This window comes from Methylotuvimicrobium sp. KM2 (genome assembly GCF_038051925.1).
GTDB lineage: Bacteria > Pseudomonadota > Gammaproteobacteria > Methylococcales > Methylomonadaceae > Methylotuvimicrobium.
The window spans coordinates 19,471-36,657 of record NZ_CP150634.1 but is presented as its reverse complement, the minus strand read 5'-3'; the positions used below and the strand labels follow the sequence as shown (position 1 = coordinate 36,657).

The window sequence follows — 17,187 nt, the reverse complement described above, 5'->3', positions numbered from 1 at the left end:
TCCGATTACTTGATCCGTCCGGTTTCCCTCATGACGAGGAAGACGGCTATGTCATTTATTCGATTGTGTACTTTTTTACTCTTTATCGGCTTGCCCGTAACGCCGCTTCTTGCCAACGATTTAGACGACGGTATCGGCATCGATGAACCCATCAACGATAACATACAGCTCAATCCCAATATCGATTTTATAAAACGCAATGCCTTGGCAAAGGCGCGACGTAACACCGATCAAAATTCCGGTTGCGGCGGTACAGGTAATCAAACCTTCGGTCCGGGCGCCAATTTGCAAAATGCCACCATTGTCAACCTTTCGGATAACAGACGCGCCAATTCGGTCTGCATCGAGCGAAGACGATAAGCGTCCGAATGCCAAATTTTTAGAAACGAGGTCGTGTTATGAACAACTATAAACTCACTAGCGGTTTTCGAATCATTGGCTTGCCGCTCTTGCTCGTCGGCTGCGGTTTAAATCCGCAGAGTGCCGATATTGGGCTCAATGAAACACTGCCTGAAGCCAAGACCACGATTTATCAACGCGCAATCAATAAATTGGGCTTGATGACCGAAATTTACAGCAACGAGCCGGTCAAAATCATGGCCAAAGAAGTGTTCGACAATACCGGAACGTCCGTGGCAACGAGCGGTGAAATTCCGCGTGACATCACTGAAATGGTCAAGAGTACCTTGAACGGAATTGGCGGAAACGTACTTTACATACCTTACGAACCCGAATTCATGCTCAATACCGCACAAACCGGTTATAGCGGCTATGAAGACAAGATCCTGCCGCAGGTTATTTTGTCGGGAGGTATTACCGAATTCGACCGCGGCCTCGTGACCCAAGGCGACTCCTTCGATGTCGATATCGAGGTGAAGGAATACGGGCTCAATTTTACCGATCAAAATAAGTCCTCACTGGCCAGCGTCACGTTGGATTTCAATATGATCGATTTCAAAACGTTTACCGGCATTCCCAGAATACAGGCGATCAACGGCATCAAACTACATAAGGCGACCAAAGAGGACAGCATCGGTTTTACGATCAAAAGCGTCACGTTCGGCGCAAAAGGCGAAATCAAAAAAGTACAAGGCAGGCACGCGGCCGTCCGTTTGCTGGTTCAATTGAATATGATTCAATTGATCGGACGCTATCAAAAATTACCCTATTGGCGTTTGATACCCGGCGTCGAACCCGACGATGTCGTGATAGATCAAGTCCTAGCCGATTATTATTCGTTTACCCGTTCGGAACAAATAGCCAAGGTTCAGGAATTACTCTATCTGCATGGCTTCAGCGTGCAACCTACCGGTCAGATGGACGGCGCGACTCAAAGTGCATTACAAAATTTTGTTCAAAAACACAACCTACCGGGAACCGATTTGAATCAAGAGCTTTATCTTGCCTTGTATGAAAACGTTCCTTTGAATCATGCCACCCGGCAACTGCGAAAAAATCTGAAAGGACAGGGAAGCTTCCATTATGCCGCTCATGAGCCGATGACTTATAGCCCGCCGGCGCCCGCCCCGGCTCCGCAAACTTTTATCGACGCTTCGCCTACTCCCGGCTCGTTATCGCTTAGAACCAACAAATCCGAATACCGTATCGGCGAACCGATGCAAATCGATTTCACGGTCAGCGAACCGATGTACGTCCGCATCGTTCTGATCAATTCGGAAGGCAAGATCGACACGGTTTTCCCGAATATCTATCAACCCGATAATTATTGCTTACCGGGAAAAACCTACAGCATCCCCTCACCCGGCGCTGATTTCACTATCGATGTCTCGGGCCCGGCCGGCACCGATAAACTCAGGGCTATAGCCTCTAAAAATCCGATTCCGGCCGACGCATTGTATTTCACCAACGACGGTCAATTCGACGAATCCAGAATGGCGGCCAACTCGGTTAAAGCCGCAATCGACTATGTCATTCGATAAGGTAAGCATTATGAAAAAATTAACATTAATCTTACTCGCCGGCCTGATTTTACAAGCCTGCGAAAATGCTCCGGTCAGACGCGAGGAAATGATTTCCGAACATCCGGAGTGGGACAAGGAAATGGTCGAAGTCATCAAAGCCGGCTATCTGGTCAAGGGCATGGATCAAGACCAAGTTAAAGCGGCTTGGGGAAGGCCTTGCTGGAGCTGTACAGGCACCACTTCCGGAGATTGGGGCGAAGCCTGGGAATACTCCACGCAAGTGGTATTTTTCGACAAAAACGGCAAAGTTACCCGTTGGGAACAAAAATAAGCCGGCAATTCTTTCTGAGCCGGTTTGATGATTAACACGAAACAATTCGTATTAGAATTAAAGAGGTTAGTACCATGAAACTACATCACTCTATCACCGCCGCCAGCGGTGCCCTTTTACTGGCTTTATACACCCTTAATACTCAAGCCGAGCAAGTACGCATGTACGATGCTCCCCCTAGCGCCGAGGAAATGGGCAAAGTTCTGTTCGGAGGACAAACGAACGGCACTCCGGGAACCATGAAAATGCGTTCTATCAATTTCCAACCAAAAAAGAATGAGCGGGCCGACGATTTAGCCACCGCCGAACGAGTCGAGGCGGAAAAAACCAGTATCGGTTTACCGATTAAATTCGCCTATAACTCGGATGAAATTTTGCCCGAATCGCTACCGTTCTTGGAAGAAGTCGGCAAAATGATGACGATGTCCGATTTTGCCGACAAGCGCTTGATCATCGAAGGCCATACCGATGCGGTCGGCTCGGCCTCTTATAATTTGGATTTATCCAGACGCAGAGCGCAATCCGTAAGAAATTATTTAGCGCGTAATTTCGGCGTCTCCTCGAATAGATTAACCACCAAAGGGCTCGGAAAATCCAAACCCCTGCCGGGCCGCGACCCGTTCGATGCGGTCAATCGCAGAGTTCAGTTTTATAGTGCGAATTAACAACGCGGCTTTTTTATTCGATTCGTCATCAGGAGACGCGCTATGACAACGCAAGGAAAACAAACAACCGATTTCCGGCCCGAACAAAGGGCCGGTCGCCGATCTCTGACTATCGGTCTGAGCTTGGGCCTATCCGTTTTATTACCCTCACCGACCGATGCTGTTGCAGGCCAAGCGACGACCGGCAAAATTATCATCGATGGAGTCGTTTATGGCGGCAGCGATGCGCGTATCGAACAAGGCTCGGGAGTTTTAGGCAAAGAACGCCGCGATGTCGAGACGTTCCGGGCTATCCATGTTGCCGCAGGGATCGACCTTAACTATCGTAACGGCCCGGCGCAAAGTATCGAGATCATCGGCGACCGAAACTTGATTCCGATTATCGAAACATCGGTTAGCGGCGGTCTATTAACGATCGCCGGGCGTAAAAGTTATCAACAACATTTACCGCTGACTGTCGAAATTACGAGCCCGCGTCTGGATTCGCTTGCCCTGCATGGTGCCGGCGATATTCGGCTGAACGCGATCCGCCAAGAATCGTTCACGCTCGCTCTTAATGGAAGCGGCAATGTGACCGCCGACGGACAGGTCGACCGCTTTAACGTGACCGTCAATGGCGCCGGCGATATCGATGCACAAGGATTGGTTAGCAAGTTGGCGGATATCCGGTTATCGGGTTCCGGGGATATTTCAGTTACCGCACGGGAAACATTGAAAGCCTATCTGATCGGTAGCGGCGACATTACCTACTACGGGCGTCCGGCACACATAGAAAAACGCATAATCGGCAGCGGCGATCTGCAACCGGGAGATTAAATGAAACTCACATGGCGCGGCGCTTGGGTCATTATGGCCGGTTCTTTTCTGATATTCACGAACGGTTCTGCGCAAACTACTCAATTGGCAGGAATCACATTCAGCGAATCGGAGTCGCCGGCAATCAAACCGAAATCGATGACTAAGCCGGAACTCAAATCCAAAAAAGACAAATGGCACGAGTTGCACGGTAGTTTAGATAACCGGTATGTTTTTTTAATCGTGAAAAAAACCGGAACAAGAGACGTCACCGGCTATTTATTCGACGGCAAAGGCAATAAAAAATACGTTTACGGCGAATGGTTCAATCGAAATTTACAGCTCTACGATCAATCCAACAAGCTGTTGAATATTATTCTGTATCCTTAAATTTAATCATTTATTTTGCATTGATATTCTTTAATTTTTCCTACGACCTCTCTAAGAATTTCGTAACAAAAACTTCCCGATTATTCATCGTTCCTTCGCTCTGCCTCAAGGCCATTAAGTTAAACCGAAGGGCTCCGGGGAGCGGAATACACTCTCTACATTTTCTCAATCCAAAACTATCCGTCGTAATAGAGGTGGAGCGTCAAAAGCGGCATTACCACGCAGAGTATGAGAACGTTAAACTTTTGAGGGATGTGCACAAAGCGCATGAAGCATTTTTAGCATATCCTAAAAGCGGTCAGTTTCTACTAATTATTTCATAAAGGCAATCAGGATTACTCCTAATCCTGATTGTCCCGGATACGACTAAAATCTAAATCATACTATTTTCTAGAAAGATACCGCCCATCTTAAACCGCCGCTAAAGTTATGGTTATTAACGAACGAATGGGCTTGAACCGTATCGTAATTGGCAAATGCCGACAAACCATAAGCGAATTGCGCCGAAATACCTGCATTCATAACAATGTAGTCTCTATCGGGATTATCGGTAATTATTGAGAACTGAGCAGTAGGATCAGCCACAAAACGTGCGTTAATTCGCCGACTATCGTTTTCAAACTCATGAATATACTCAGCTTTCGCACTTGGTACGATAATCGCCCATGGCAAACTCAGCGCATAAGAAAGTTGCAAACCGGCCGCGGTTTGCAACGACTCGAACTCTTGACTACCGATATGCAAAGCTAAACCCGCTCCACCAGTTTCCGTTAACGCATCGACCTGAGTCGTCGTGTAATCGACTCGCACTTGAGGAGTCAAGGTCAGCCCTCCAAATGCCATGTTATAGCCGGTATTCATACTTAAATTAAATTCATCACCTTGAGTATTTCCCTGAGCGTTCGTGTTTGCGACCGCAATATTTCTAATCGAGTCATACTCTAAGTGACTGCCGGAAAAAATACCGTCAATAAAAAAACCGCTTTCGGTAAAAAATGATCCATAAATTGCGCCGGTATAACTGTCATTTTCATTTCTTCCTAAACTATTAAAATACCGAGAAGTTGAATTGTTATAACCGAACGCTGCACCAAGGAGAAAATTATCGGTAATTCGATAATCCGCGCCAAAAGTCGCGCCATGCTCATCGAGATTGTAACCGAGTTCATTGACAGTTGCTCGTCTGTCGCCGAATCCGATGTTACCGTTAACAAATATACCAAGTCTTTCATAACCGGTATCGCCCGCAGCGGCTTTGTTCGTTTGTCCTAGAGCTAGCGGGTTATTTACGTCATCAAACAATAAGCCGCTTAAATTCAAACCGACACCTTGACGACCTCCCCTTACGGCGGCAACTCGTGCGCCGATCGACGATAACTGTACATTGTTCATTGCTAATGCGTTCATACTTTGAGCGGCAGTTTGCATGGATGAGAGCTGAGTAAGCCCCTCTAAACTTGTATTGCAAAATTGACTAATAGTCGAAGATCTACTGCCGCACATAGCGTTATTAACTTCTGCTTGATTAACAGTCTCCGTAGCAGATACTTGCCCCAATGGCATAAGCAAGCCACTTACTACCGTATAAACTAGCGATTTTTTAAAAAGACTCATTTAACTTCCCCCGTTAGATTAAAAAAATTATTTACTTACACTGGATTTTTTTATGCTACTGATTTATATATTTATTAACCTGAATTCGGCAGTTTAACCATGAAACACATGAAGTTCATGAAGGATTCCAAGAACTTACCAAATCCTTCTCGCTAACCTTTTTGGTGAGCGAAAGTTCTATACAAACGCTTAATAAGCTATTGAATTAACTTCCCATTCTTCATGATCTTCATGGTGAAATGCTTTTTCTAGGATTAAGGAAATATCCCAATAACTTAAAATTCAACACGGCGTAACATGAGGGCAATAGAAACTTTTAATGTGTTTGCCCCGAGTCGGGCAACCTCATTAAAAAATACCTTTATAAGCCTGAATACCCTACCTAATAACATACCGGTAACATTCAAATTTGACCTTGGATTTAATGCCGCTATTTCGGCACAAAGAAAAATTCCCCTGACTCATGCCCCGCATGATTAACCGGCGCATATTGGGGAACTTGCTCGATACCGTACTTCGCTGCTATCGCTACGATATTGGCTGATACGTTCCGGTACAATTCCTGTCCTTCGAGCAAAGAATCGTTGCGATCCAATGCCTTGATGAAGGAGGCTGCGAATACCGAATGCTCGCCTCCGCCGCCATCCATGACAGGTTTCAATCCGCCCGAGGTCATTACGGTCCGGGACCGGGCTTTGAGCATCGCTTTCAGCCATTCGGATTTCTTTTCGGGACTCATACCGACATCCAGACGCGCCAGTGAAGAACGGGTCATCGCACCGGAGTAACAAGAATCCGCAACGACCATGACGTGCTTTGCGGACATCGCATTCAAAATATCGGTGATCGATATGGTCGATATCCAATTCGCATTATTGTCGGCTTCGGCATCGACCGGCAACCAATGACCGCGCATGTTGACTTGATCCAACTCGCCATGGCCGGCATAGTAAATCAGTAAATTATCCTTTTCGGTCAGCTTGGCTCGCATTTCATTCATCGCCGACAAGATTTGATAACGATTAGCGTCGATCAATAATTTTGTTTTAAATCCGTATTTTTCACGAAGAACCCGGTCAACCGCTCGCGCATCATTGACCGGCGTATCGAGAGACGGAATTTTCTGATAACGATTGTTTCCGATGATTAGGGCATGATAATGGCCGAAATCCAAACCTTTCCATGGGCTGACAGTGTGCAAGCGGGTAATGTCATCTTTACCGCGTTGACTATCGCTTATTGGGTCTTCCAAGGTCATTTTGAATTCGAGGCTTTCGCGTGCGCCATTGTTATCGACCGCTACGATCCTAACCGGCGTTTCCTGAGCGGTGATGGCAATGCTTCTGTTAAACAACCCACGCTCGTCGATACGGCTTTTTACATCGTTGATCAACACCGACAACATACCCGCCGGCGAACTGGCCTTGCCGATGATTTCCCGTTCTTTGACGGCAGAACGCAATGTTACGGTTGGTACTCCGCGGATTCGCATGAAAGGCGGATCGATAATTTCGATCACGGGTTTTTGCGCCGCTGCCACGGTCACCGAAGACTTCTGTAATTGTTGGATTTCTTGTTCGTATCTTTTCTTGTCGGCTTCGAGGCTTGCAATCTGATCGGCCATGAGCCGTTCGCGGTTTTCTTTTTCTTGTAAGTCCTTTTGAATTTTCTTCAGGGCATCCTGGTGCTTTCGTTCGATTGCGTCCAATTGCTGCGTATCGCCCGCCGTCGGAGTGACCGAAACGGGACTCTTGGCCGACAACAATTCTTGCTCGGTTTTTGCTAATTGCGCCTCGGCGTTGACTAATTTAAGCTGGATTTCGCCGGCTTCGGTCTTCTGTTTTTTGAGTTGGCTATAGATTTGATTGGCCCGGTTTTCGGTTTCCTGCAATTTACTGTTGAGTTGGTCGACTTCTTGACGATACTGCTTTTCAAGATTGCCCACCTGAGCCGCGTAAGACGATAATTCCCGTTCCGCATCTTGCAATTTCCTTTTTAAATCGGCGATGGCCGCATTGTCGCCTCGGCCGATAGCCGCATCTAATTTCGACTGGGTATTGTTGCGCTCGTCTAAGTAGCGTTGCAGTTTTTGTTGGCTTTCCTGTAATTGGCGCTGCGTTTTCGCGAGTTCGCCCGATAAGCGTCTTGCCTCATTGCGGCTGTTGTTGAGCTCGGCTTTGAGCCATTTGATTTCCTCCAACAAGCCTTCATCCGGTGAAGTTTGCAGAGTTGCCGCATAGCGAAGATCTTTATCGTCGAGTCCCGAGGCTTTCTGGTACCATTCCATAGCAACGGCGGAGTCCTGTTCGACACCAAGTCCCTTTTCATAGAGATAACCGAGACTTAATTGCGCTCGCTTGTTGCCCTGCTCGGCCGCCCTTTTAAACCATAACGCCGCGCTTTGATAATCGGGCTGCGTTCCAAGCCCTTTTTGAAAAATTTCCCCGACATAGGCCTGAGCTTCGGCATCTCCCTCTTGAGCGGCAGGGAGCCATAAGTTCAAAGCGGTCGCATAATTCGAACGATCGAATGCGACATAATCGCCGCCCCGAATTTCGCAGTCCAGCGCGGTGGTCTTGATCGGAACCTTGGCCGTTAAAAAGGTCATCATCCGGCCCATTCTTCTAATTTGACCGGGCAGGAGACAATCCACGATATAAAGTTTATCGGCATCGCGCATCTGTTCCACTTTCGCAAAATCCGCCGCGCGCTCCTTGACCACAACGGAATCTGCCGTACAAGCGGCCAACACTACAATTGTCATTGAAGCTAATAAGGGAAACAGTTTCATAGCTGTAAGCCGAATCAAGATTATTGATATAATGTAGACATAAAATTTAGAGCTTCTTAGGGGGGTAACTATTCAGTCCTCTGGCAATTATCGTTCCCACGCTCTGCGTGGGAACGTCTGAGTACCGCTCCAGCGGTACGAGACGCTAGAGCGTCCTGGTCTTCATTCCAACGCCGGAGCGTGGGAACGATAGAGGGTGTGAATAATTACTCTTAGGGGGCTTTAGACTATCATTACTCCCTTCTTACTGAAGAATCGTTCAACTTTGTTGGGTATGGGGTATGCCTATCGAGGAGCGCCGTGAACCCGTCCATGGGGGCTTGACGGCAGCTCCCTGCCGCCGACATCCTCGCTAGGCATACCCCACACCTTCTCGTTCTTATACGCTTTTTCGGTCAAAAGGGAGTAGCCCTGCCTAATAGTCATGGCTATTAAGTTCGGTTTGGATTCCCACAGAGAGCTATGGCAACTAGGCTCCAACCACAAACCGATGTTAAGGGAATTCACACTACCGAAAAATATTCATTATAAATATTGGCATTTTGCGAACATTTTCACAAAAAATAATATTAGTACTAATTTTTAAATCATGCTAGAAACAAAATAGCCGATCAGTTCATGAAAACCTCTTATAAAATCAGTCCACTCAACGGTATTAGTACGCTTGACTTAAAACGGCACAGCGATAAATTTTTAAAATTTTGGGAAATTTTTAGGGAAAATTCGGCAATCGATGCCGAAACCTTATAGGCTCGCCGTTATACACAAGTATCGGTAAACTTGCTAAACAGAGGTCATCTGTATACCTGAAAACGGTGTTGTTTGATAAATCTGCGGATATTGAACATCAGTGGCTTCGAAATCGCGACAAAGGCGTCGCTCCCACAAGAGGGCAGGATGCTCTTTGGGAGCGATCCCCAGATCGTCCCTCACCTAACGCTAGGTGAGGGAAAGTCGGAAACGTTGGGCGACAAAAAATGGTATCGAGGCCTCATTAGCTAAGATTGCAAAACAGTAATTTTTTCTGGTTCCCACGGTCCTCCGTGGGAACCCATACCTTGTCAGCCGAGGCAAGATCGGTAGCATTCCCACGCTGGAGCGGTGGGAACGAGGAAAACGGTAATTTTTGACTTATGTATAACGATGAGCCTTATAGGCGAGAGAAGGGAAAAAACATAAGCGCCAAATTATAGCTTATTTTGTAATGTATTTACGGCGTTATTCGTCATCTCGGCTGAATTGACGATATTCTAGGCCATGGATATGAAGCTACGGCCACCCTGCACTGGACTACGCCAATACGAAACGGAAATGACGTGTTTTTTCCTAAAGTTGTCGAAATGGGAAAACAGGGAATTGAGACCTTCCTTGGTCACAATGTCTTAAGCAATAAAAGATATGGATAGCTCAAATACAACCTATCCGCGCAAAAATTCACTATTCGCTGCTAACTGCTAACTGCTAACTGCTAACTGCTAACTGCTAACTAAAATTAAGCATAATTTCTTCCGTAAAATATTTCAGCCATTTCTTGCTGCAATTGCTCTTGAATAGCCTCTTTTTCTTCATCGCTAAACGCGCTTTCTTTTTCGAACAAATAATTTTCCAACTCGGTTTCCTTCAACAGCATTTTGGTATGGAAAAGATGTTCTTGATAGACATTAACGTCGATCATTTGATATTTTTCGCGCGTATCTTCCGAGATATATTTTTGAATCGACGTAATATTATGATCGATATAATGCTTTTGCCCCGATACATCTCGTGTAAAGCCACGTATTTTATAATCCATGATCACAATATCGGATTCAAAACTATGAATCAGATAATTTAATGCTTTTAACGGCGATATCTGACCGCAAGTCGATACATCGATATCCGCTCGGAATGTGCTGATCTCGGTATCGGGGTGACATTCGGGATAGGTATGCACGGTAATATGGCTCTTGTCCAAATGCGCGAGCACGGTTTCGGGCAGCGGTCCCGGCGACTCGCTGTTGAGTTGCTCGGCATCGACTTCAGTATCCATACCCTCGGCAATCAACATGGTCACGCTGGCACCTTGCGGGTCGTAATCTTGATGCGCAATATTCAGAATATTGGCGCCGATAATTTCGGCGACATCCTTTAATATTTGTGTGAGGCGGTCGGCATTGTATGCCTCATCGATATAGTCTATATAAGCCTGTTTTTGATCGGCCGGTGTATAACAAACATCATAAATATTAAAGCTGAGCGACTTTGTTAAGTTGTTAAAGCCGTGTAATTTTAATTTTTTCAAAATTTATCAAACCTCGATTACTTCAAAGTCGTGGGTAACCTCTGCCGTCTTACCCAGCATGATGGATGCGGAACAATATTTTTCCGCCGATAATTTTATCGCGCGTTCTACAGCATTCGCTTTAAGTTCACGTCCGGTTACGACAAAATGTAAATGAATTTTGGTGAATACGCTGGGTATGGATTCCGCTCGTTCCGCCGTTATTTCGACACGACAATCGACGATGTCGTTTCTGCCTTTGCGCAAAATGTCTACAACATCGAAAGACGAGCAACCGCCTAGTCCGAGTAAAATCATTTCCATCGGCCTCGCCCCCATGTTACGTCCGCCATGGTCTGGCGAACCGTCCATGACGACTGCATGTCCGCTACCGGTTTCGCCAACAAACATCACACCGTCAACCCATTTAACTTTCGCTTCCATCTGTCTATACCGACTCAATAAAAGTCGCATAGATTACCACACCAGGCTAAATTTAAAAGATCATCATTGTTGATTTTTTTATAAAAATGCGGCACTGTTAGCGGAATTTTTTTTACAACATAGTTAGAGGATGATTAGTTGTTATGACCCCTAGTAAGCTAAACCCGGCATATAGAGATGCATTGGAGCCTTTTTTACACTTGTGCCATACCAAGTCCTACCCGGCCAAAACCACCATCATTCGTCCCGGAGATACCGGTGACCGCCTCTATTTTATTATCGAAGGTTCTGTCAGTATCGGTGTCGAAGACGAAGACGGCCGTGAATTGATCCTTGCTTATTTAAACAAACACGACTTTATCGGCGAAATCGGTGTATTTAAACCGACCGACACTCGAGAAGTAAGCGTTAACACGCGAACGCCCTGCAAATTAGCGGAAATCGGTTATGAAAGGCTAAAACAAGCATTAAAAAAAGAATTGCTGGAATATGCTCCCGAAATCCTGTCCATGCTCGGTGAACAATTAGCCTCTCGCCTTTTAATCACCAGCCGCAAATTCCGCGACCTCGCCTTCATGGATGTGGAAGGCCGTATCGCTCGCACCCTTCTCGACCTAGCAAAAGAACCGGATGCCGTTACTCACCCGGACGGCATGCAACTGCGCATCACCCGTCAAGAAATCGGCCGGATTGTCGGTTGTTCTCGGGAAATGGCGGGACGCGTACTCAAGGAGCTTGAAGATAAAGGCCTGATTACCGCCCACGGCAAAACCATCGTCGTATTCGGCACCCGTTGACGTAAACAATATTACATCGATGGTTGATATGTGTCTATGCGGTTCGGGGTTACCGTACGAACAATGCTGCCGGACTTACCATAACGGTAGCCGATTTGCCGAAACCGCGGAAATCTTAATGCGTTCGCGTTTTACCGCTTATGCCTATCATGACGCGGCTTATCTTTTAGCAACCTGGGACAATGCTAAAAAGCCTCAGTCTATCGATTTTTCCAAAGATAAAACGGTTTGGACCAAGCTCGAAATCGTCAATGTCAAAAAAGGCGGTAAAAACGACGCTAAAGGTTTAGTGGAGTTTAAAGCCTATTTTAGCCTCGATAACGAAGAACGCGTCATGCACGAACTCAGCCGTTTCAAAAAATCCGGCGGACGCTGGTATTATCTGGACGGTCTGGTCAAATCGATCGGCCAACCGAAATCGGAAAGCGGCCAAGGCAAAAATGCACCCTGCCCCTGCGGCAGCGGAAAAAAATTCAAACGTTGCTGCGGACAAAATTAACGCAACTTTTTTCGCCTCATTCAGTCTCATTTCGACATCCATCAAAAAAGGGGACAGCAATGAATCAGCATTTAGCAGCAATCAGGGCTTACCACGACGAATTAGCGATTCCGCAAGCCGAGCACGGAGCGCCCGTCGAAGTTTCCGATATGGATATCATTCTACGTCAGGCTTTACTGATGGACGGCGGCAGCGAAACCTTTAAGGCAATCAAATCCGGCGAAATGGCGGCTATTCTGGCCGGCTTGACCGATCTCGCCTATTACGCGTTGAGCGCAATCGCGCTTTCGGGGAATGAAGTCAGCGATGAACCGGTGAATTGGCAGCACGACGGCTTCGTGCTATCGGTCATGACCTTGTTGTCGAAGGAAATCGATCGATGTAAAGACGGCGATCCGAAAAACTATTCCGCACTCTATTGCTTATGTGTTCACCTAACTAAAGCCTTTTTGAATGCCGACTTTAACGGCGCCTTCCAGTGCGTTCACGCCAATAACATGGACAGACTGAATGCGATAAAAAACGCGGATAGGCTAACTCAATTGCAATTACCGAAAGCGCCGGACTTGAGCGAATTCATGTACGAATAACGAACATGAAATAACTTCGACAACTGCTTTCTGGTTCCCACGATCCTCCGTGGGAACTCATACCTTTTATCCTAGAAAAAGCATTTCACCATGAAGATCATGAAGAATAGAAAGTTAATTCAATAACTTATTACGCGTATGAATCAAGCTTTCGCTCACCAAAAAGGTTAGCGAGAAGATTTAGGTAATTTCTTGAAATCCTTCATGAACTTCATGTGCTTCATGGTTTAACTGCCGAATTTAAGTTTATACCTTTCGCACTTCAAATTTCGGCAGTGCCCGAGGAGGCGCCGGGGTGTTCGATCCCTCACCTAACGCTAGGTGAGGGACCAGCATGGAGCTGGCATAGAGCCTACATGGACGGGTTCACGGCGGTCCTCGATAGACACATCCCATACCTTTTTCTTAGACGGTTTTTTTAATCAAAAGGGAGTAGCTGCAGAGGCAAGATCGGTATGCATTCCCACGCTGGAGCGGTGGGAACGAGGTACGTTCCCACCTTCTGGAAATGAGGAATCAAAAAGACCTACGTTATTTCGTGCTCATTCCTAAACCGAAATCGTCGCCTTGATATGCGCGTGAGCTTGGTAATCGAGCATCTCAAAATCTTCGAAGCGATAATCGAATATCGATTCCGGCTTGCGTTTGATCGCTAAGCGAGGCAAGGGATAAGGCTCGCGCGTCAATTGCAATTTAGCCTGCTCCAGGTGATTCAAATACAAATGGACATCGCCGCCGGTCCAAATAAAATCGCCAACCTCTAAACCGCTCTGCTGAGCGGCCATATGCGTCAATAACGCATAACTGGCGATATTGAACGGCAACCCCAAAAAAATATCGCAGCTGCGCTGATACAACTGGCAAGATAATTTACCGTCGGCAACATAAAACTGAAATAACGCATGACAAGGCGCCAATGCCATTTTGCCGTTGGCGACGTTTTGTTGCGGACTTAGTTTCTCATCAGGCAAATCGGCAACATTCCAAGCCGAAACGATCATGCGCCGGCTATTAGGGTTGCTTTTTAATTGCTCGATTATTGTAGCAATCTGATCTATACAGGTTTTATCAGGAGTCGGCCATGAACGCCATTGATAACCGTACACCGGTCCCAAGCCACCGTCGGCATCGGCCCATTCATCCCAAATCGACACACCGTGCCGATGCAAATAATCCAAACGGGTATCGCCTTGCAAAAACCAAAGTAGCTCATGAATGATCGATTTCAAATGAACTTTTTTGGTTGTCACCAACGGAAATCCGTCCGCCAACGGAAATCGCATTTGATGACCGAAAATCGATAAAGTACCGCTACCGGTTCTATCGCCTTTCAACTTCCCTTCGGTTAAGATTTTTTCCAATAAATCCAGATATTGCTTCATGCGGTTTTTCTGTAAGCCCAGTAGAACATAAATCCGCCGATTAATATCATTGGAGTCGATAGAATCTGCCCCATCGTGACCCAATCCAACATCAAATAACCCAGATGCGCATCGGGCATGCGATAAAATTCGACAAAAAACCGAAAGCATCCGTAAAGCATCACCGCCAAACCGGTCGCGGCCATTGTCGGCCTCGGTTTACTGCTATAAATCCAAAGCACGACGAACAACACCAATCCTTCGAGAAACGCTTCGTAAAGCTGCGAGGGATGTCGCGGCAATGGCCCGGCATTCGGAAACACCATCCCCCAAGGCACATCGGTCGTTCGTCCCCACAATTCGGCATTGATAAAATTGCCGATACGGCCCGCACCCAATCCGATCGGCGCCAGTGGTGCGATGATGTCGGTTAATTGCAACATGGTGCAATTATGTTTCCGCCCGAAAATCCACATCGCAACAAACACGCCGAGCATACCGCCATGAAAGGACATGCCGCCCTGCCAGATTTTGTAAATGATGCTCGGATCGTTCAAAAATTCACTGAAGTTATAAAACAAAATATAACCCAATCGTCCACCCAGTATGACCCCTAGTGCGCCATAAGTAACGAGGTCTTCGATCGCTTCCGGTTTGACCGGCGACCAGGGTTGTTCGGCTCTTTTTTTGCCCAACACCCAAACGGCGGCAAACCCGATCAAGTACATCAAGCCATACCAATGGACTTTTACGGGGCCCAGACTGAACGCAACAGGATCGATATTAGGATAAGTCAGCATTTTTCTCGATAGGTAATGATTAAAGGCCTTCCATTATACATGTCTTCCGCCGCATCCCGATAAGCACAAGTAACTCTCTATTGTCATTAAATATTCAATAAACTTTCAACGATTTGTCATGTTCTGCTGTTATCTTTCCAAATTGTGCTCAAACTACTTCTTTGATACTGAAAATTCGTGCGACTTCATTTTTAAGTGTGGAGTGAATCGAAATTTGGGCTTTCAACGATACTTCAAGACATTAAATGGAGATTAAATTGCCAACTATAAACGAACCCTGTCAAAAAATCCGGCCTGGTAAAATCGCTCCGGATTTTTTATTACCGGAAATAGACGGAATGCCGGTAACTTTTTATGAACACTACTGTGGACAAGGTCCGGTTGTTATCGTATTTTCCGCCATTCAAGTCGAACTCATACGATATGAGCCGATAACTAATCATACCAACCTACTCGGAGTATTTTCCGGAAATCAAAATCATCAGATCGATTCCCCATTTCCAATACTTCAGGATGACGGGCGCTTGACACAGGCTTTTTTAAACGCCTCGCAAGTAAGCGAACCGCTGGTATTGATATTGCGCCCTACCTTGACCGTTTTTGCCTGTCTTGAAAACCCCACTCTCAACGAAATAGAACACATCCTCGATGCGATCCCGGCGCAAAACTCCATAGTTTGCAATGAAACAGCCCCGGTCTTAATCGTTCCTGAAGTGTTGCCCTCTTCGTTGTGTAAACAATTGATTGCTGCTCATGAAGCGGATAACTTCGATAGCGGCATGGTGCGCATGGTCGCCGGGGAACCGACACTTATTCCCGATACCAGGACTAAAATTAGGAGCGATCATCGCTTAAAGGATCCGGATTTGGCTCAGGCTATAAACGACGCATTAGTCGAGCGGTTATTGCCGGTTATTGCCCGCGCCTTTCATTATCCGGTAACCCGACTGGAAAGTTATAAAGTCGTGGCTTACGATGCAATCACCGGCGGTTATTTTCGCCTGCATAGGGATAATGTGACGCCGGATGCCAAACATCGGCGTTTCGCATTATCGCTGAATTTGAACGACGATTACACGGGAGGCGAAATCGTTTTTCCGGAATTCGGAGCTAACCGTTACCGTCCTCCGGCAGGAGGCGCATTAGTGTTTTCCGGAACCTTACTTCACGCCGCGACCGATGTGACTGCCGGAAAACGATATGTGTTGCTGACGTTTATGTGGGGGGATGATGATAGCGGTTAGCGGTTAGCGGTTAGCGGTTAGCGGTTAGCGGTTAGCGGTTAGCAAACTGTAACGGTATTAATGCATCTGTCAAATTCCATGGCTTCCTTTATCCTTTACCGTTTAAGCGTTAAGCGCTTTGCATTTTTCGCTATCAAAGTTTCTTGGCGCGCTTCGGCGATGGAACGATCGACGGCATCGGCTTGTTAATTTTTTGCCTGAGTTCATCAGCCTCTGCTTTGAAATTCTCGATCTCCTCCAAGCCGCTTTGCTCTCGGACCGCTTGACGCAGTTCTTCTGCGTCCAGTTCTTCCTTGATTTCGGCCTTGACTTTGGCCACGGTATTTTTCGCCTTGCCTACCCAAAAGCCCGCAACGCGGGCCACCTTCGGCAGTTTTTCAGGCCCTATGACCAACAAAGCGACCAAACCGATCATGCATAGTTCGGTAAAACCGATATCAAACATAACGGGATTTAGACTTTGCTTTGATGTTGCAATTCGACCGAATCTTCCACTTTTTCGGATTCGTCTTTGCTTAATTGTTTATCGTCCTCGCCTTCCTTGACTGAATTGCGAAAACTCTTTATCGCGACGCCCAAATCGGAACCCAAATTTCTAACGCGTTTGGTGCCGAATAAAAGAATAACGATGACCATGATGATGACTAATTGCGTAACGCTGATGCCCATTGTATCTCTCGACTA

At 46.5% G+C, this 17,187-nt stretch carries 19 protein-coding genes; 11 read left to right on the top strand and 8 right to left on the bottom strand.

Annotated elements, in window-relative coordinates:
- Window positions 1–48 precede the first annotated feature (48 nt).
- The 6 genes from WJM45_RS00160 to WJM45_RS00135 all read left to right on the top strand — a co-directional run bounded on the left by WJM45_RS00160 (window position 49) and on the right by WJM45_RS00135 (window position 4,103).
- A complete protein-coding gene (locus WJM45_RS00160; RefSeq protein ID WP_341326995.1) occupies window positions 49–360 on the top strand; it encodes a hypothetical protein in 312 nt (103 codons plus the stop codon).
- A gap of 38 nt (window positions 361–398) precedes the next feature.
- Window positions 399–1,940: a DUF4384 domain-containing protein gene (locus WJM45_RS00155; RefSeq protein ID WP_341326994.1), complete on the top strand. Its 1,542-nt coding sequence runs from the start codon at window positions 399–401 to the stop codon at window positions 1,938–1,940.
- Between the two features lie 10 nt (window positions 1,941–1,950).
- Window positions 1,951–2,253, top strand: a complete 303-nt coding sequence (locus WJM45_RS00150; RefSeq protein WP_341326993.1) for a hypothetical protein — start codon at window positions 1,951–1,953, stop codon at window positions 2,251–2,253.
- 74 nt (window positions 2,254–2,327) lie between these two features.
- On the top strand, window positions 2,328–2,918 hold the full coding sequence (locus WJM45_RS00145) for an OmpA family protein (RefSeq protein ID WP_341326992.1): 591 nt from the start codon (window positions 2,328–2,330) through the stop codon (window positions 2,916–2,918).
- Between the two features lie 42 nt (window positions 2,919–2,960).
- The gene (locus WJM45_RS00140; protein WP_341326991.1) at window positions 2,961–3,734 is read left to right on the top strand and encodes a head GIN domain-containing protein; all 774 of its coding nucleotides are present in this window, start codon (window positions 2,961–2,963) and stop codon (window positions 3,732–3,734) included.
- The gene (locus WJM45_RS00135) at window positions 3,735–4,103 is read left to right on the top strand and encodes a hypothetical protein (RefSeq protein ID WP_341326990.1); all 369 of its coding nucleotides are present in this window, start codon (window positions 3,735–3,737) and stop codon (window positions 4,101–4,103) included.
- A gap of 390 nt (window positions 4,104–4,493) precedes the next feature.
- Here WJM45_RS00135 and WJM45_RS00130 read toward each other — a convergent pair whose 3' ends face one another.
- Both WJM45_RS00130 and WJM45_RS00125 read right to left on the bottom strand, forming a co-directional pair.
- The gene (locus WJM45_RS00130) at window positions 4,494–5,717 is read right to left on the bottom strand and encodes an autotransporter outer membrane beta-barrel domain-containing protein (protein ID WP_341326989.1); all 1,224 of its coding nucleotides are present in this window, start codon (window positions 5,715–5,717) and stop codon (window positions 4,494–4,496) included.
- A gap of 430 nt (window positions 5,718–6,147) precedes the next feature.
- Complete coding sequence (locus WJM45_RS00125) at window positions 6,148–8,508, bottom strand: caspase family protein (RefSeq protein ID WP_341326988.1); 2,361 nt, start codon at window positions 8,506–8,508, stop codon at window positions 6,148–6,150.
- A gap of 618 nt (window positions 8,509–9,126) precedes the next feature.
- Between WJM45_RS00125 and WJM45_RS00120 the strand changes: the two genes are divergently transcribed.
- Complete coding sequence (locus tag WJM45_RS00120) at window positions 9,127–9,258, top strand: hypothetical protein (RefSeq protein WP_341326987.1); 132 nt, start codon at window positions 9,127–9,129, stop codon at window positions 9,256–9,258.
- Window positions 9,259–10,000: 742 nt separating this feature from the next.
- Here WJM45_RS00120 and speD read toward each other — a convergent pair.
- Complete coding sequence (speD, locus tag WJM45_RS00115; RefSeq protein ID WP_341328989.1) at window positions 10,001–10,792, bottom strand: adenosylmethionine decarboxylase; 792 nt, start codon at window positions 10,790–10,792, stop codon at window positions 10,001–10,003.
- 3 nt (window positions 10,793–10,795) lie between these two features.
- On the bottom strand, window positions 10,796–11,212 hold the full coding sequence (locus tag WJM45_RS00110) for an OsmC family protein (RefSeq protein WP_341326986.1): 417 nt from the start codon (window positions 11,210–11,212) through the stop codon (window positions 10,796–10,798).
- Window positions 11,213–11,355: 143 nt separating this feature from the next.
- On the opposite strand from WJM45_RS00110, the gene crp reads away from it, so the two are divergent.
- Genes crp through WJM45_RS00095 form a run of 3 tightly spaced genes read left to right on the top strand, consistent with a single transcriptional unit; the run spans window position 11,356 to window position 13,098 of the window.
- Window positions 11,356–12,009, top strand: a complete 654-nt coding sequence (crp, locus tag WJM45_RS00105) for a cAMP-activated global transcriptional regulator CRP (protein ID WP_014146545.1) — start codon at window positions 11,356–11,358, stop codon at window positions 12,007–12,009.
- A gap of 19 nt (window positions 12,010–12,028) precedes the next feature.
- Window positions 12,029–12,508: a YchJ family protein gene (locus WJM45_RS00100; RefSeq protein ID WP_341326985.1), complete on the top strand. Its 480-nt coding sequence runs from the start codon at window positions 12,029–12,031 to the stop codon at window positions 12,506–12,508.
- 59 nt (window positions 12,509–12,567) lie between these two features.
- Window positions 12,568–13,098 (top strand): nucleoside triphosphate pyrophosphohydrolase family protein, encoded by a 531-nt coding sequence (locus WJM45_RS00095; protein ID WP_341326984.1) that lies wholly within the window; start codon window positions 12,568–12,570, stop codon window positions 13,096–13,098.
- A gap of 548 nt (window positions 13,099–13,646) precedes the next feature.
- Here the strand turns inward: WJM45_RS00095 and thyA are convergent.
- A complete protein-coding gene (gene thyA, locus WJM45_RS00090) occupies window positions 13,647–14,480 on the bottom strand; it encodes a thymidylate synthase (RefSeq protein ID WP_341326983.1) in 834 nt (277 codons plus the stop codon).
- Window positions 14,477–15,259, bottom strand: coding sequence for a prolipoprotein diacylglyceryl transferase (lgt, locus tag WJM45_RS00085; protein ID WP_341326982.1), 783 nt, complete (start codon window positions 15,257–15,259; stop codon window positions 14,477–14,479). The genes thyA and lgt overlap by 4 nt, the downstream gene beginning before the upstream one ends.
- Before the next feature lie 257 nt (window positions 15,260–15,516).
- Between lgt and WJM45_RS00080 the strand changes: the two genes are divergently transcribed.
- Window positions 15,517–16,503, top strand: coding sequence for a 2OG-Fe(II) oxygenase (locus WJM45_RS00080; protein ID WP_341326981.1), 987 nt, complete (start codon window positions 15,517–15,519; stop codon window positions 16,501–16,503).
- Between the two features lie 133 nt (window positions 16,504–16,636).
- Here WJM45_RS00080 and tatB read toward each other — a convergent pair whose 3' ends face one another.
- Entirely contained in the window at window positions 16,637–16,948 is a 312-nt protein-coding gene (tatB, locus tag WJM45_RS00075) for a Sec-independent protein translocase protein TatB (protein WP_341326980.1), read from the bottom strand.
- Between the two features lie 8 nt (window positions 16,949–16,956).
- Window positions 16,957–17,172: a twin-arginine translocase TatA/TatE family subunit gene (tatA, locus tag WJM45_RS00070; protein WP_014146537.1), complete on the bottom strand. Its 216-nt coding sequence runs from the start codon at window positions 17,170–17,172 to the stop codon at window positions 16,957–16,959.
- Window positions 17,173–17,187 lie beyond the last annotated feature (15 nt).